The 14,290-nt window shown below is 71.5% G+C and carries 13 protein-coding genes and 1 pseudogene; 1 reads left to right on the top strand and 13 read right to left on the bottom strand.

The annotated features are described in order from the left end of the window. Positions 1–4: 4 nt before the first annotated feature. The gene (locus O7597_RS11270; protein WP_269740612.1) at positions 5–745 is read right to left on the bottom strand and encodes a hypothetical protein; all 741 of its coding nucleotides are present in this window, start codon (positions 743–745) and stop codon (positions 5–7) included. A gap of 163 nt (positions 746–908) precedes the next feature. Here O7597_RS11270 and O7597_RS11265 point away from each other — a divergent pair, with 163 nt between their 5' ends. After that, positions 909–2,129: an arginine deiminase gene (locus O7597_RS11265; RefSeq protein ID WP_281582689.1), complete on the top strand. Its 1,221-nt coding sequence runs from the start codon at positions 909–911 to the stop codon at positions 2,127–2,129. Between the two features lie 12 nt (positions 2,130–2,141). Here O7597_RS11265 and O7597_RS11260 read toward each other — a convergent pair whose 3' ends face one another. The 12 genes and pseudogenes from O7597_RS11260 to O7597_RS11205 all read right to left on the bottom strand — a co-directional run bounded on the left by O7597_RS11260 (position 2,142) and on the right by O7597_RS11205 (position 14,202). Then, on the bottom strand, positions 2,142–3,026 hold the full coding sequence (locus O7597_RS11260; protein ID WP_269740614.1) for a DUF5926 family protein: 885 nt from the start codon (positions 3,024–3,026) through the stop codon (positions 2,142–2,144). A gap of 81 nt (positions 3,027–3,107) precedes the next feature. Beyond that, entirely contained in the window at positions 3,108–3,521 is a 414-nt protein-coding gene (locus O7597_RS11255; RefSeq protein ID WP_269742698.1) for an ATP-binding protein, read from the bottom strand. A gap of 66 nt (positions 3,522–3,587) precedes the next feature. Beyond that, on the bottom strand, positions 3,588–5,045 hold the full coding sequence (locus O7597_RS11250; RefSeq protein WP_281582688.1) for an ATP-binding protein: 1,458 nt from the start codon (positions 5,043–5,045) through the stop codon (positions 3,588–3,590). Between the two features lie 53 nt (positions 5,046–5,098). After that, on the bottom strand, positions 5,099–5,890 hold the full coding sequence (locus O7597_RS11245; RefSeq protein ID WP_269740616.1) for a glycerophosphodiester phosphodiesterase family protein: 792 nt from the start codon (positions 5,888–5,890) through the stop codon (positions 5,099–5,101). 10 nt (positions 5,891–5,900) lie between these two features. After that, entirely contained in the window at positions 5,901–6,236 is a 336-nt protein-coding gene (locus O7597_RS11240) for a rhodanese-like domain-containing protein (RefSeq protein ID WP_281582687.1), read from the bottom strand. 79 nt (positions 6,237–6,315) lie between these two features. After that, positions 6,316–7,254 (bottom strand): LCP family protein, encoded by a 939-nt coding sequence (locus tag O7597_RS11235; RefSeq protein WP_281583235.1) that lies wholly within the window; start codon positions 7,252–7,254, stop codon positions 6,316–6,318. A 196-nt stretch (positions 7,255–7,450) separates the two neighbouring features. Next, positions 7,451–8,635: an LCP family protein gene (locus tag O7597_RS11230; protein WP_269740618.1), complete on the bottom strand. Its 1,185-nt coding sequence runs from the start codon at positions 8,633–8,635 to the stop codon at positions 7,451–7,453. 173 nt (positions 8,636–8,808) lie between these two features. Further along, positions 8,809–10,035, bottom strand: a complete 1,227-nt coding sequence (locus tag O7597_RS11225; RefSeq protein ID WP_281582686.1) for an LCP family protein — start codon at positions 10,033–10,035, stop codon at positions 8,809–8,811. 65 nt (positions 10,036–10,100) lie between these two features. Next, complete coding sequence (locus O7597_RS11220; RefSeq protein ID WP_281582685.1) at positions 10,101–11,075, bottom strand: NAD-dependent epimerase/dehydratase family protein; 975 nt, start codon at positions 11,073–11,075, stop codon at positions 10,101–10,103. A 45-nt stretch (positions 11,076–11,120) separates the two neighbouring features. Then, positions 11,121–11,651: pseudogene (locus tag O7597_RS11215) on the bottom strand (flavin reductase family protein); the annotation flags it as partial. Positions 11,652–11,761: 110 nt separating this feature from the next. After that, entirely contained in the window at positions 11,762–13,453 is a 1,692-nt protein-coding gene (locus O7597_RS11210) for an ABC transporter permease (RefSeq protein WP_269740621.1), read from the bottom strand. Further along, positions 13,438–14,202 (bottom strand): ABC transporter ATP-binding protein, encoded by a 765-nt coding sequence (locus tag O7597_RS11205; RefSeq protein ID WP_269740622.1) that lies wholly within the window; start codon positions 14,200–14,202, stop codon positions 13,438–13,440. Before O7597_RS11205 ends, O7597_RS11210 begins: the two co-directional genes overlap by 16 nt. Positions 14,203–14,290 lie beyond the last annotated feature (88 nt).

Genomic DNA, 14,290 nt, shown 5'->3' with positions numbered 1-14,290 from the left:
GACGTTACCGGCGGCCGGCCGGCTTGTCAGCGGCCATTCGGCCGTCCTCGTACCACCGGTAGTCGGCCGCCGGTGGGTAGCCACCGTTGCCCCAGGTCCCGGGGTGCTGCGCGACCCGGGAGAGCTTCTCGGCGGTGGCCGGGCTGATCCGGTTACCGCCGGCCACCAGCAGTCGGTCGAGTTCCCGGTGGGTCGCCATCAGGCAGTCCTTGGGCAGGCCGTAGACGCTGATCACCCCAGATCCCACGAAGGTGAGCACCGGGGTCACCGGGATCGGATGGCCGACCGCGGCGGTCAGCGCCTTGCTCGCCCGCCGGGCGTCGCGGCGGGCCTCGGCCACGTAAGGCGGGCGCTTGCCGTTGATCTGCACCACGTCACCGGCGACCAGAACGCGGGCGCGACCGTGGTCGGCGATGGTGACGGCGAAGAGCCCACTCGGGCCGATGGCCAGGAACCCGGCCCGGTTGTCCGCGGGGTCGTCGAGCAGGACGTCGGCCGCGTCGGTGCGGGGCCAGTCGATGACGTGCCAGGCCGGCCCGAGATGGTCGAGCTGACCGAGTGCGCGGGCGCCGGCCGCTTCCAGCCGTCGCGCGCCGCGCTCCGCCCGACGGCGGCGGGCCCACTCCAGCGGGGACGGGCGAGGAGTCGCGACCACCCCGGGAGACTCGACCCGGGGGTGCGGTACCGCCACTGGCGGCAGCGCCCTGGCGGACGGTACGGCTCGACGTGCGGGGAAAACAGTCATCGCGACCTCCGGCAAAAGGTCCCTCGAAGTTACGTTCTCACTACCCTACGTTGCCAGTCCCGGTGGTCGGCAAGCCGGAGCGCCGGAATGACTGTGGATGAATGCCATATTCACCCACGGTTGTTTTACCGGATACCGCCAAACCCTGCCCTACGCTGCGGGGGTGAGCCACTACGTGGACAGTGAAGTCGGCCCGCTCGGCACCGTCCTGTTGCACCGGCCGGGGCCGGAACTCGCCCGGCTCACCCCACGCAACAACGATTCGTTGCTCTTCGACGCGATCCCGTGGGTGGGGCGGGCACAGGAGGAGCACGACGCCTTCGCGGCGGCCCTGCGGGAACGCGGCGTCGAGGTGCTCTACCTCACCGACCTGCTCACCGAGACGCTGGCCGTGCCGGCCGCCCGGAACGAGCTGACCGACGAGGTGCTCGACTCGCCCCGGCTCGGCGACACCCTGCGCGCCCGGGTCGCCGCGCACCTGGCGTACCTCGATCCGGCCGCGCTGGCCGGCGTCCTCGTGGCCGGACTGGCCCACGAGGAGTTGCGGGTCGGCCGGGACCGTCGGGGTGGCCTCGTCTACACCCTGATGGACCGACACGACTTCATCATCGACCCGCTGCCCAACTTGTTGTTCACCCGTGACTCGTCACTGTGGATCGGTGACCGGGTCGGCGTGACGAGCCTGGCGATGCCCGCCCGGCGACGGGAGACCACGCTCACCGACGCCATCTACCGCCACCACCCCCGGTTCGCCGGCACCGAGTTCGTCTACCGGCCGGGCCTGGAGCCCCTGGAGGGCGGTGACGTACTACTGCTGGCGCCCGGGGTACTGGCCGTCGGTGTCGGCGAGCGGACGACTCCCGCCGGTGCCGAACGCCTCGCGCGGCGGGTCTTCGCGGCCGGGCTGGCGCACACCATCCTGGTCGTGCCGATCGCCCAGGAGCGGGCCACCATGCACCTGGACACGATCTGCACGATGGTCGACACCGATGCGGTGCTGATGTACCCGAACGTGGCCAGCGCCCTGTCGGCGTACACCGTCATCGCCGGCGCCGACGGCGAGGACCCGCGGGTGGACGGACCGTCGCCGTTCCTGCGGGCCGCCGCCGACGCGATGGACCTGGATCGGCTCCGGGTGATCGACACCGGGCTCGACCCGGTGACCGCCGAACGGGAACAGTGGGACGACGGCAACAACACCTTGGCCCTCGCGCCCCGACTCTGCGTCGGCTACGAGCGCAACGTCGAGACCAACGCCCAGTTGGAGCGGGCCGGCATCGAACTCATCCCGATCGCCGGCTCGGAGCTGGGCTCGGGGCGTGGTGGCCCCCGTTGCATGTCCTGCCCGATGCTGCGGGAGCGGAGCCCGGTCCGGTCCGGATGACCGGCGGGTGGCTCAGCGGAGGGTGAGTTGCCGGCCGAGCAGCCCCTGCCGGGACCGGCGGGCATCGGCGTCGAGCGGGCCGGTCTCGGACAGGGCGTCGGCGTACCGCTTGGCGAAGTCGGCTACCGGCTGCTCCCAGTCACCCGCCGGAATCTCCTCGGGCAGATCCCAGACCGGCACGAGCCGTCCGTGCGCCCGGAACATGCCGGCGAACCGGGTCGCCTCGCCGAGGGTCAGTGAGCCGGCCGCGCCGAGCCGGGCCAGCGCGTCCAGGGCGGCCTCCTCGGCCTCCGGCAGCACCCAGCGGACGTGGGCCTTCTCCGACACCCGGCACCAGTACGCGGCACGCGCGGCGGCCAGCCGCTGCGTCGGATAGATCGCCGCGTTGGCCCGCTCCAGGGAGGCGCGCACGGTCGGATCCTCGGCGGCCTCGGGAGCCAGCCAGAACTCGAAGCCCTCGTGCAGGCTGACCTCCAACGGGCCGTCGACCAGGATGTCCTGCAACCGGGGACCCGGGCCGGGCAGTGGTGGCACCGCGACCTGTGCGCCCGGGGCGGTACGCAGTGCGCAGAGCAGCGACTCGGCCAGATCGCGCGAGACGTCACCGGACTGGAGATGACGCTGAAGCCCGATGAAGATGTGGCCGTCGTCCCGGCTCATCGCGGGAGCGGCCATCGGCAGCACGGTGGCCAGGGTGACCGGCCGGTCGCCGTGCTCGTCGACGAGTGCCGGGATCAGCCGCAGGGGCGCGGAGGCGGCCGGCACCAGCTCCCGCAGGGCGATCCACTCGGGCTCGTCGACCAGCCCCTCGAAGGGCCGGGGAACGAAGACGTCCCGGATCCGTTCCCGCTTGCCGGAGGCGGTGGCCGCCCGCTGGTTCTTTCGACGCTTGCTCACGGCGACACAGCCTAGAGCCCTCCGGCGGCCGGTGGGGGCCGGACCCGCCTGCGCGCCGCGACGACGGGTCGACCCACCGGTTCAGCCGGTCGTCACCAGCGCCGGCCGGTCGCCGACCGGATCGAAGTCGGCCCAGACGCTCTGACCGAGCCCATCGCGTTCCACACCCCAGCTGGTCGCCAGACCGGAGACGATGTGCAGGCCGCGCCCGTCGGCCGCGTCCGGATCGGGTGGGCGGATCCGAGGGCCACTCGCGGCCCCGCCGTCCGTGACCCGCAGTCGCAGCTGCGGCCCCTCGGGCGGGTAGCGCAGCCGCCAGGCGACCCGGACCACGCCGCCCGGCAGCGGGTCGGCATGCCGGACCGCGTTGCCGACCAGCTCGGCCAGGACCGCCACCAGATCCGCGAGCATCGCCGGGGAGACGGCTCCGGCCAGCTCGGCGGCGAGCCGGTGCCGGGCGATCCGCGCCCCACTGGGATGGTGCGGCACCACCACGCACCACGCCCGTTCGACAGCTGTCGTCGCCACCTCTGCCCCTCTTTCGCCCCGTGACCCCCACTGTCACCTGCGGGGCAGCCGCACCTCTGCGACCGTACCCCCACCACTTCTCGGACGAAGGAATACCCAGCCATTCTGTTGTTCAACGATCCGGCGGACCAGATAGAGGCCGAGACCGGTGCCGGGATAGCGACGCCGGTCACCGGAGTCGCCCTGCCAGAACCGGTCGAAGGCCCGTTCCACGTGCTCCGGGCGTACGCCGATGCCCCGGTCGGCGACCCGGAAACAGACCGTCTGGCCGTCCGCACCGGCGGCGACGTCGATCGGGGAGTCGGGTGGGGAGTACTTGCCGGCGTTGGTGACGAGTTCGGTGAGCACGGTGGCCAGGCTCTGCCGATGCCCGATCGCTCTGGGCAGTTCGGCCGGCACCTCGAGGGTGGTCCGTCGACGCAGGTCCGCGGGCAGGTCGGCGATCGCGACCCGGAGCGTCTCGGTCAGGTCGAAGGGGGCCGGTGGCCCGTCGCCCGGCCACGCCTCGGCCGCGGACGAGAGCAGCCGGTCGAGCAGCCGGGCCAGCTCGTTGGCCCGCTGGCCGATGACCCGGGCCGCCTGCCGCCGGTCGGTCTCGCTCAGCGACTCCCAGTGGTCGGTGAGGGTGTCCGCGTAGCCCTTGATGACGGTGACCGGGGTACGCAGTTCGTGGCTGGTGACCGCGACGAAGAGATCCCGTTCGTGGTCGTGCCGCTGCTGGTCGGTGGTGTCGCGGAAGGTGACCACCCGCAGGGCGCCGGGGCCCGGCAGCTCCCCGGAGGTGATCCGCAACCAGCGTCCGCTCGGCAGTCGATGATCGAGAACCTGCCCCGACGGCGGCAGCGGGAAAGGTAGCGGTTGGTTCATCGCCTCTGCCGTGGACCGGCCGGTCACCTGCGCGGCGGCCGGATTCCAGAGTCGTACCTGGGCGTCCCGGTCGACCACGGCCAGACCGTCGGCGAGCGCCGCGACCACCGGACCGTCGCCGTGCACGGGCAGGCCGCTCTGGTCGCCGTACATGTGGGCGATGCACGAGCCGAGGTATCCGACCACGCCGCGTTCCTCCGCCGTGGGTTCCTCGTCGCCGGCGAGGTAGAGGGCGTGCAGGCTGCCGACGGTGTGGCCACCGATCTCGGCCCGGGAGACGACCATCCGTCGCAGGCCGCGCTCGGCCAGTTCGCTGGCGAGCGCGTTGGTGAACCGGTCGGTCCGTACGCACTGCACCCGGGGACCGGCGAGCAGGCAGATGGTGACCGGGTCGTTGGCGGGCAGCGGCCGGCCGACGGTCCACTCGGCGGCACCGGTGGCGGCGATCACCCGGCCGCCGCTCGGCGCGAACTCGACGAACGCCATCCCGGCTGCCCCGAGCGCCGGCTGGGCCACCCGGAGCAGCTGGGTCAGCACCGGCAGACCCGCGTCACCAGAGTTGATCATCTCGATGACGGCGGTGTGCCCGGCGATCAGAGCCGAGTAGTCGGTGCGGTCCGGCATGACCCGAGTGTGCCTGCCGGCCGCGTTTCCGGGCACCCCCGGCCCGGCTGCGATTAGCGACGCAGCCGGGCGAGAGTCTGCGCCGGACGGTCGGTGATCACGCCGTCCACCCCCGCTGCCAGCACCAGGTCGAGGTCGGCCGGTTCGTTCACGGTCCACACGTAGACCTGGTTGCCGGCCGCCCGCAGCGCCGGCACCAGGGCCGGGCGGGCGCGGACCAGCGCGATCCCCGGTCCGGCGATGCCGGCACCGAAGGGCAGCCGACCCATGGGCAACCAACGGGGCAGCACTTCCAGCAGGAGCACGGTCGGCAGCGCCGGAGCCAGCGTCCGGATCCGGCGCACCGCCAGCGGGGAGAAGGACATCACAGTGACCCGTACCGGTGCGTCCGGGCGTGGCTCGGCCAGCCCGTACCGGTGCAGCAGCGTGACCAGCCGCCGCTCCACGTTGCCGCCGTAGCGGGACGGATGTTTGGTCTCCACGAGCAGCCGGACCGGCCGGCCGGCGGCCAGCACCGCCTCCAGCAGCCGTTCGAGGGTGAGCAACCGGGTGTGTGCGTCGTCGAGCACCTCGTCGCCGTTGGCCGGAACACCCCCCGGATGCCAGGAACCGAAGTCCAACTGCTCCAACTCGGCGAGCGTACGGGCGCTGACCAGACCGCGACCGTTGCTGGTCCGGTCCAGCCGCCGGTCGTGTACGCAGACGAGGTGCCCGTCCCGGGTCAACCGGACGTCACACTCCAGCCCGTCGGCGCCCTCGTCGAGGGCGCGCAGATAGGCGGCGAGGGTGTGCTCCGGCAGGTCGTACGAGGCGCCACGGTGGGCGAAGACGAGGGGTCCGGCCACGTTTCGTGTCCTACAGAACCCGGCCCGGCTGCCCGTCGGAGCCGACCACCGGTCGACCGGCCGACGCCCAGTCGCCCATTCCTCCGGTGACGTTGCTCACCTGTTCCCAGCCGTTGCGCAGCAGATACGTCACGACCTGAGCGGATCGTCCGCCGGAACGGCAGATGACCGCCACGTCGCGGTCCGTCGGCACCTCGGCCAGGCGGGCGGGGAGCTCCATCATCGGCAGGTGGTGGGCGCCGGGGGCGTGGCCGGCGGCCCACTCGTCGTCCTCCCGGACGTCGAGCAGGTACGTCTGATCGTTGATCGCGGAAACGGTCACGGTGGGTATCTGAGGTCCGAACACAGGTACCAAGCCTAGAACCTCGCCGCGCGGCTGCCCGCGACCGCACGGCGGCCACCGTCCGTTCCCGGCCCGGTGCCGGTCAGAGCCGGGTCACCCAGCGTGGATGGGCGCCGGCCCAGTCCGACATCCGGCTGCCGCGAACCGCCGCGAACAGCCCGTCACCCTCGTCGTCGAGCCGGACGTAGGACACCTGGTCGATCATCTGGGGGTAGGACGGTACCTGCACGCCCCGTAGTCCGTCGGTGGCCAGGCCGTGCAGGGCCAGCAACAGGTCCTCCACCGGCACACCGTTGGTGTCCACGGTCAGCGAGTCGCCGACGGCCCCGATCAGCCGGTGCAGCCGTACCGGGTCGGTGCGCAGCCGGGTCTCGCCGGCCTGTTCCAGCATCGCCCCCAGCAACTGCTGCTGATGGGTCTGCCGGTCGTAGTCGCCGCCCGGCAGGTCGTAGCGCTGGCGCACGTAGTCCAACGCCTGCGCGCCGTCCATCCGCTGGCAGCCCGGACGGAAGACCCGGTCGGTGTGGATCGACCGAACCTCGCTGCGTACGCACATCTCGACCCCGCCGAGCAGGTCGATCACGTTTCGCAGGCCGGCGAAGTCGACGAGTGCGGCACCGTCGAAGCGGAGGCCGGTGAGTCGGGCCAGGGTGGCCGAGAGCAGGTGCGCACCGGGCTGGCCGCCGCCGCCGTACTCGTACGCCGTATTGATCTTGTCTTCGCCGCCGGGGTAGCCGCCGCCCGGCGGAATGGCCACCAGCAGGTCGCGCGGCACGGAGACCAGGTAGCCCTCGCGTAGCCCGGGCGGCACGTGCACGATCAGGATGGTGTCGGTGCGCTGCTCGGAGCCGGCGTCACCGGGACGCCGGTCCGAACCGACGAGCAGGTAGTTGAGCGGGCCGTCCAGGTCGGTGTGGTCGGCGCGGGCGCTCGGGTCGAGCAGCTCCGCCCGGGTCATCGTGCCTTCGTACCGGTTGGTGAGCACCCGCAGCCCGACCACGGCGAGCGTGGCCAGCAGCAGCACCGTCAGCCCGATGCCGAGCAGCACGCGGGGCCATCGCGGTCGTCGGGCCGGCGCGCCCGGCGACCGCTTTCCGCTCGTCCGTCCAGTCCTGGCCGTGACGTCCCTCCCGCAGACCTGACATGAATCCTTCTCACGTCAGGTTACGGAAGCGTCACCGGGAGTGTCGGCGGTTCGGTCATCACGAGCCGGCCGGTCACTTCCGTGAGGAGATCACCTCGGGGTTGTAGAACACGAACTCGGCGAGCTTGTCCTTGCGAACCGCCTGGAACATGTCCAGGGTCTGCTCGCTCAGCGCCTCGGTGCCGTTGCCCTTGGCGTTGTACGTGCCGCCGTTGGTCTTCAGCATGATCAGCTCGTTGCCGGTCACCCCGCGCATGGTGAACACGAAGTCCTCCACCGGCACCCCACCGGTGTCCAGGATGAACGCCTTGCCGGCCGCCTTGATCAGCTGGTTCAGCTTGACCGGGTTGGTCAGGCTGCCGTTCTGGGTGGCCTTCTTCGCCATCGCCTTGATCAGCTGCTGCTGGTTCTGCTGGCGGTCGTAGTCGCTGTTCTTGAGGCCGTACCGCTGGCGGGAGAAGTCCAGGGCCGCCCACCCCTCCATCTCCTGGCAGCCCTTCTTGTGCACCACCGGGGTGCGGGGCTTGCCGGTCTTCTTGGCGTCCGCGTTCCACATCGGCTCGCCGTCGACGTACGACATGTGGATCGAGGTGACCTCCTGCTTGGGGCAGATGCGCACCGAGCCGAGTGAGTCGATCACCTTCTTGAAGCCGCCGAAGTTGATGATGGCGGCACCGTCGAAGCTGACCCCGGTCATGCCCTTGATCGTCTGCGCCATCAACTGGGCGCCGCCCTCCCAGCCGCCGCCGTTCTGGGCACCGGCCTGGAACGCGCCGTTGATCTTACCGACGCCGCCCGGGTAACCGGTCTTCTCGAACGCCGGGATCCGCGCCTCGGTGTCCCGGGGAATCGAGATCAGGTACGCCTGGTCGTGGGTGGCTGGGATGTGCAGCACGATGATGCTGTCCGCGCGTACGTCGTCGGCCGCCCAGCGCTCCCGGGCGTCGACCCCCAGCAGCAGCATGTCGATCGGGCCCTTGAGGTCGGCCCCACCCTCCGCGGAGGTCTTGCCGGCATCGCCGAGCAGGTTGCGCTGGGAGATGCTGCCGGTGGCCTGACTGATCACCGCCTTGCTGCCGACGATCGCCACCCCACTCGTCATCATCAGCGCGGCACCGAAGACCACGGTGAGCCGGGCCCAGAGCGGATCCTTGCGCCGGGTGCGCTTCTTGCCGGACTTACCGGACCCGGCGTTGCGGGTGGGCGGGGCGGCGGACGCGCGCGGCGGCTCAAGCAGGGAGGGGCTGTGAACCGGCATGCGTGCTCCAGCTCGTGTACGCAGAAGGGGGCGGGAACACTTTACGTTCGCATTCCGGCGCTGGCGAGTTCACGTGGTGTCCAGTTCACGTTCTCCACCACGTCATCCTGCTGAAATGGCCGATCGTCCACAGCAAAGTAGACGATCGGCCGTTCCTGGCGTACCGGTCGTGGTCAGCCGTTGCCGGTGGTCGACGGTTTGTTGGCCCGCATCCAGTCGGCCATCGTGTCCCCGGCCATCGCCCGGTACATGGTCAGCGCCTTCTCCCGGTCGGAGACGACCACCGACTCACCGTTGATGGTCTGGCTGCCCAGGTGCGGGCTGGTGACGAAGGTCAGGTTCTCGCCGCGCAGATTGCGGAACTGCACCGCCATGTCGGTGAGCGAGAAGCCCTGGTCGACGGTGACCGCTTCGGTGACCGACTGGAGGAAGGCGTTGAGCTTCTTCGGGTTGGTGAGCGTGCCGGTGCTCGCCGCCTTGTCCATCAGCGCCCGGAGGAAATCCTGCTGGTGGCGCATCCGGGCGAAGTCGCCGTCCGGGAACTGCTTGCGCTGACGGATCCAGTCCAGGGCCTCGGCGCCGTTCATGTGGTTGGTGCCCTTGGTGAACTTCCGGTACGGCTTGTGGATCGAGGTGATGGTCTGCTCCACCTCCAGGTCCACCCCGCCGAGGGCGTCGGTGACCTGCTTGAACCCGGCGAAGTCGATGGCCATCACGTGATCGATGTGCACGTCGGTGAAGCACTCGACCGTGCGTACCGCCAGGGGTAGACCACCGAACGCGAACGCAGCGTTGATCTTGCGCCGTTGACCCGTCTCACATCCGGCACCGGCGCTCTCCGGGATCGGCACGTACAGGTCCCGGGGGATGGAGACGAGGTACGCCTGCTTGTGGTCGGCGGGGATGTGCATGACGATGATCGTGTCGGCCCGCCACTCGCCGGCCCGGTCCATCGGCGCGTCCGGATCCCGCGAGTCGGTGCCCACCATCAGGATGTTGAGCGCACCGTTCACCGCCTTGGCCGGCCGGTCACCGGTGATCTCCGAGAACGGGTCGGTGCGGGCCATGTTGTTGTCCAGGCTGCGGGCGTAGAACCAGGCACCCGCGCCGGCGATCAGGGCCAGCACCAGCACGGCGACGCCGGCCACCAGCGCGATGCGGCGCCAGTGCGGTCGCCGCCGCCGCGGCGACGGACCGCCACCGGGACCCCCCGGACCCAGCGGACCGCGCGGTCCTCCCGGCCCGGCGGGTGGGACCGACTCGTCGTCGTACGCCGGGTGCCACCGGGTGTCGGCCGGTCCGCCGGCCCGGCCCCCGCGTCCCGGGCCCGGCACTGCCGCCCGGCCGGCGCTGCGGTGCAGGTGAAGGGCCGGCAGGGCGGCGGAAATGGTCGCTGACATATAACTCAATGTACGCAGCACGAGCCAGTCTCGCCCCTACCGAGCGGTGCGCCGCCGGTGTCGGGCTACCCCAACCGTTGGCGGAAGTGCTCGATGGTGCGCCGCAGCCCCTCCTCGGGAGCGACGGTCGGCTCGTAGCCGAGCGCTTCCCGGGCCAGGGTGAGATCCGGGCGACGCATCTCCGGATCGTCGGCACTGCGCGTGACGAATGTCACCTCGGAGCGGCTGTCGCAGAGCGACACGATCGTCTCGGCCAGCTGCCCCATGCTCATCTCGTGCTCGGTGCCGCAGTTCACCGGCCCGCTCTCGGTCGAGTCGAGCAGCAGCAGGATGCCCCGCACCAGGTCGGCGACGTAGCAGATGGAACGGGTCTGGTTTCCGGTGCCGTGCACCGTGATCGGTTCGCCCCGCATCGCCTGCGAGATGAAGGTCGGGATGGCCCGCCCGTCGTCCGGCCGCATCCTCGGCCCGTAGGTGTTGAAGATTCGCACGATCGCGGTGTCCACGCCGCGACTGCGGCGGTACGCCATCGTCGCGGCCTCCGAGAAGCGCTTCGCCTCGTCGTAGACGCTGCGAACGCCGATCGGGTTGACGTTGCCCCAGTACGTCTCCCGCTGGGGGTGCTCCTTCGGGTCGCCGTACGCCTCCGAGGTGGAGGCCAGCAGGAACCGGGCGCCGTCGGCGGCGGCCCGCTCCAACAGGTGCAGGGTGGCGACCGAGCCGACCCGCAGGATCTCCACCGGCAGCTTCTCGAAGTCGGTCGGGCTGGCCGGCGAGGCCATGTGCAGGATCGCGTCGAACCGCTCCGCCACCGCCGGATGGCTGGGCAGCCCGTCGGAGATGTCGGCCTCCACAAGCGTGAAGGTCGGCGTGTCGAGCAGGTGTGCGACGTTCTCCTTGGAGCCGGTGACGAAGTTGTCGAGGGCGACGACCGTGCAGCCGCGTTCGATCAGGGAATCCACCAGGTGCGACGGGACGAACCCGGCCCCGCCGGTGACCAGGATGCGGTGACCGGGACCGAAGCGCTGCTCAACCTTCATGAGTTGTCAGCCTAAAGGAGCGCGATGACCGCTCCGTCGGGACGGTCAGGCCAGTCCCCGGTAGCGGCCCCGGTGGTGCAGCAGCGGTTCCACGTCGTCGCCCAGTTCCACCCGCTCGATGGTCGCCTCCACCAGCAGACCCCAGCCGTACTGCCGGGCACCGTCGAGGCGGCAGCCGGCCCAGCCACCCGCGTCGTCCGGCACCGGCCCGTACGGCGTGTCCAGCCAGGCACCGATGGCGAAAAGGCCGCCCGGCGAGGGGAACAGGCCGGCGAACCGGTCGGCGAGCTGCCGGTGCGCCGGGCCGAGCGGGGCCACGGCGAAACAGCCGGCCTCCTCGACCGCCGCCCACAGCTCCGACTCGGCGTCCACCAGCCCGAGCAGACGTCCCGGCTCACCCTCGGCGACCAGGGTCGACGACACCGTCAGGCCGGCCGGCCCCGGCGCCGTCCAGAGGGTCACCGGCGCGGCGAGCCGACCCCGCAGCCGGCGTACGGGTGAACGATTCCCGGCCGGCGCGGCGAACGGGTCGGTGTGGTGGATCCGGGCACCCGGCTCATGATTCACGTGAAACATTGTGACCCGTCCGCCCGGTTCGACCGGCCCTGGCCGCGGCTTCGCGACATGCCGGCCCGGTGCGGTATCCCACGAACGGGACACCGCACCACGCCGCGTCCGGTGCGGCCTCAGCGTCGCGGGGTGACCAGGGCGAGCAGTTCGGGCTGGCGGCGGTCCAGCACGTCGCCGGCCAGGTACGCGCCGAGCAGCGCCGCGCCGACGCCGTAGGCCACGCCCAGCGGCAGGCCCAGCCAGAGCCACGCGTCGCCGAGCAGTGCCGCGGCGAGCACCATCGGTGCGGCGAGCGCCCCGGTCGCCACCATGGCCAGCAGGGTCAGTATGCCCTTGACCACCCCGGCTCCGCTGTTCATCGCGAACGGGTTGCTCGTCTCCGGCAGCGAGTACGCGCCCAGCACGGAGACGAACAGGTTGACCGCCAGCCCGGCACCGTAGGTGGCGACCAGCGCACCCGCCATGAATCCGATCCACGTCGGCCGACCGAGCACCAGCGCGATCACCACGGCGACCACCGCCAGCATCGGCAGCACGTAGAGCGAGAACGCGGTGATCCGGGCGCGCAGCTCCAGCCGCCCCGGCACGCCGGCCACCACGTTCGCCGCGTACGCGCTGCCGTCGAAGCCGAACTGGTTGGCCAGCGTCACCGCGGCGAGCAGACCGACGAAGAGCATGGAGAGGCTGACCAGCACCGGCGAGGTCTCCCCGGCAGGGCTGAATCCCTGGTCGCTGTCGAAGGTGAAGCCCTGCCCGCCGAAATTGACCATCACCGGCACGAAGAGACCGACCACCGCGATGGTGATCAGGTTGGCGCGTCGTCGGGCGTCCCGCCACCAGTAGCGCGCCTCCCTGGAGACCAGGGCGCCGAACCGGTCCCGGCTCAGCCAGCCGGCGGCCCGGGGGAAGAGCTGGGCCACCACGCCGCCGCTGACATCGGGCCTCGCCCTGGTGGGTCCGGCGCTCGCCGCGCCCACCATCGCCGACTCCAGCGAGCGTGACCACCAGGCCAGCAGCGCGACGATCGTCACCACGGTGATCAGCAGCTTCACGGGAGCGGCCCAGGCCCGGCCCTGCGCCACGTCGATACCCGCCGTCCACGGGGCACCGAGGGGGGTCCAGCCGATCACCGTCGCCACGCCGGTGAGCCGGTCCCAGTCGGTGTCCTGGATCGCGGCCAGGCCGGCGAGCTGCAACGGGCCGAGCGAGGCGGCGAGCACCGCGAGCAGGACGGCGGCCAGGTCGCGTACCCGGCGGGAGCGGAGCATGGAGGCGAACGCGCTGGTCACCGCTCGGGCACCGGCGACGCAGAGGAGCAGCCCGCAGACCACCCCGACGGCGGTGACCACGGCGGCCGACCAGCCGCCGAACACCCCGGCGGTGACCACCAGCCCGGAGAGGGCCAGCAGCGCGGCGACCGTGGGCACGCTCACCAGCGCCGCCGCGAACAGCCCGGTCACCAGGGTGCGTCGGGACAGCGGCAGCAGCGCGAAGCGGGCCGGGTCGAGGGTCTCGTCGACGCCGAAGAAGACCAGCGGCAGCAGCAGCCAACCGAGCACCGTCAGCCCACCGGCGAAAGCGGCGACCAGCAGGGCGTACCGGTCGTCGCCGGCCAGCCCGGGAGCGGCCAGGCCGAAGAAGGCGCCGACCGCGAACCAGAGCCCGATCAGTGAGCCGACCAGGAACAGCGCCACCCGCCAGCCCTGACCACGGAAGTTGTTGCCCATCACCCGCAGCTTGAGCCGGACGAAGTGACGCGCCGAGACCGGCCGCACCTGGCTCGCCGGTGCGGTCACCGGGACAGCCACGCCAGCTCCTCACCGGTGGCGGTACGGCCGCCGACCACCTCGACGAAGACGTCCTCCAACGAGCGGTCGCCGCGTACCTGCTCCAGCGTGCCGACCCGCTTGATGGTGCCGGCGGCGAGGATCGCCACGTGCGAGCAGAGTCGTTGCACGACCTCCATGACGTGGCTGGAGAAGACCACCGTCCCACCGCCGGCCACGTACCGCTTCAGGATGTCCCGGATGAGTGCCGCCGAGACCGGGTCGACCGCCTCGAACGGTTCGTCGAGCACGAGCACCCGGGGACCGTGCAACAACGCGCAGGCCAGACCGATCTTCTTCTTCATGCCGGCGGAGTAGTCGACCACCAGGGTCCGGCCGGCGTCGGCGAGGGCCAGCACGTCGAGCAGCTCCGCCGCCCGCTGGTCGACCACGGCCGGGTCCATGCCGCGCAGCAGACCGTGATAGGCGAGCAACTCGGCTCCGCTGAGCCGGTCGAACAGGCGTACCCCGTCCGGCATGACGCCGAGCAACCGCTTCGCGGTGACCGGGTCGGCCCACACGTCGTGGCCGAGCACCCAGGCGCCGCCGGCGTCGGGACGTAGCAGTCCGACGGCCATCGACAGGGTGGTGGTCTTGCCGGCGCCGTTCGGGCCGAGCAGCCCGTAGAACGAGCCGGCCGGGACGTCGAGATCCACGCCGGCCACCGCGACCTTGCCGTCGAAGCTCTTGGCCAGGCCGCGCAGCGCCAGCGCCGGGTGCTCACCAGTCATGCGCCCGACCGTATCCCGTGCCGACCAGCCCGCCGCCCGACCGGAGGAGGATCCGCAGCTCATCCCCGAGGCGGACCAGCGCCGAGCC

It is taken from the genome of Verrucosispora sp. WMMC514 (assembly GCF_027497295.1).
In the GTDB taxonomy this organism is placed as follows: Bacteria; Actinomycetota; Actinomycetes; order Mycobacteriales; family Micromonosporaceae; genus Micromonospora; species Micromonospora palythoicola.
The sequence above is the reverse complement of the archived record's forward strand: the minus strand, read 5'-3'. Positions and strand labels throughout refer to the sequence as shown.

What these genes read in the sequence shown, in the direction of transcription:
- O7597_RS11270 (WP_269740612.1), bottom strand. Translation starts at nt 745, where the DNA reads ATGACTGTTTTCCCCGCACGTCGAGCCGTACCGTCCGCCAGGGCGCTG.
- O7597_RS11250 (WP_281582688.1), bottom strand. Translation starts at nt 5,045, where the DNA reads ATGCCGGACCGCACCGACTACTCGGCTCTGATCGCCGGGCACACCGCC.
- O7597_RS11230 (WP_269740618.1), bottom strand. Translation starts at nt 8,635, where the DNA reads ATGCCGGTTCACAGCCCCTCCCTGCTTGAGCCGCCGCGCGCGTCCGCC.
- O7597_RS11225 (WP_281582686.1), bottom strand. Translation starts at nt 10,035, where the DNA reads ATGTCAGCGACCATTTCCGCCGCCCTGCCGGCCCTTCACCTGCACCGC.
- O7597_RS11220 (WP_281582685.1), bottom strand. Translation starts at nt 11,075, where the DNA reads ATGAAGGTTGAGCAGCGCTTCGGTCCCGGTCACCGCATCCTGGTCACC.
- O7597_RS11205 (WP_269740622.1), bottom strand. Translation starts at nt 14,202, where the DNA reads ATGACTGGTGAGCACCCGGCGCTGGCGCTGCGCGGCCTGGCCAAGAGC.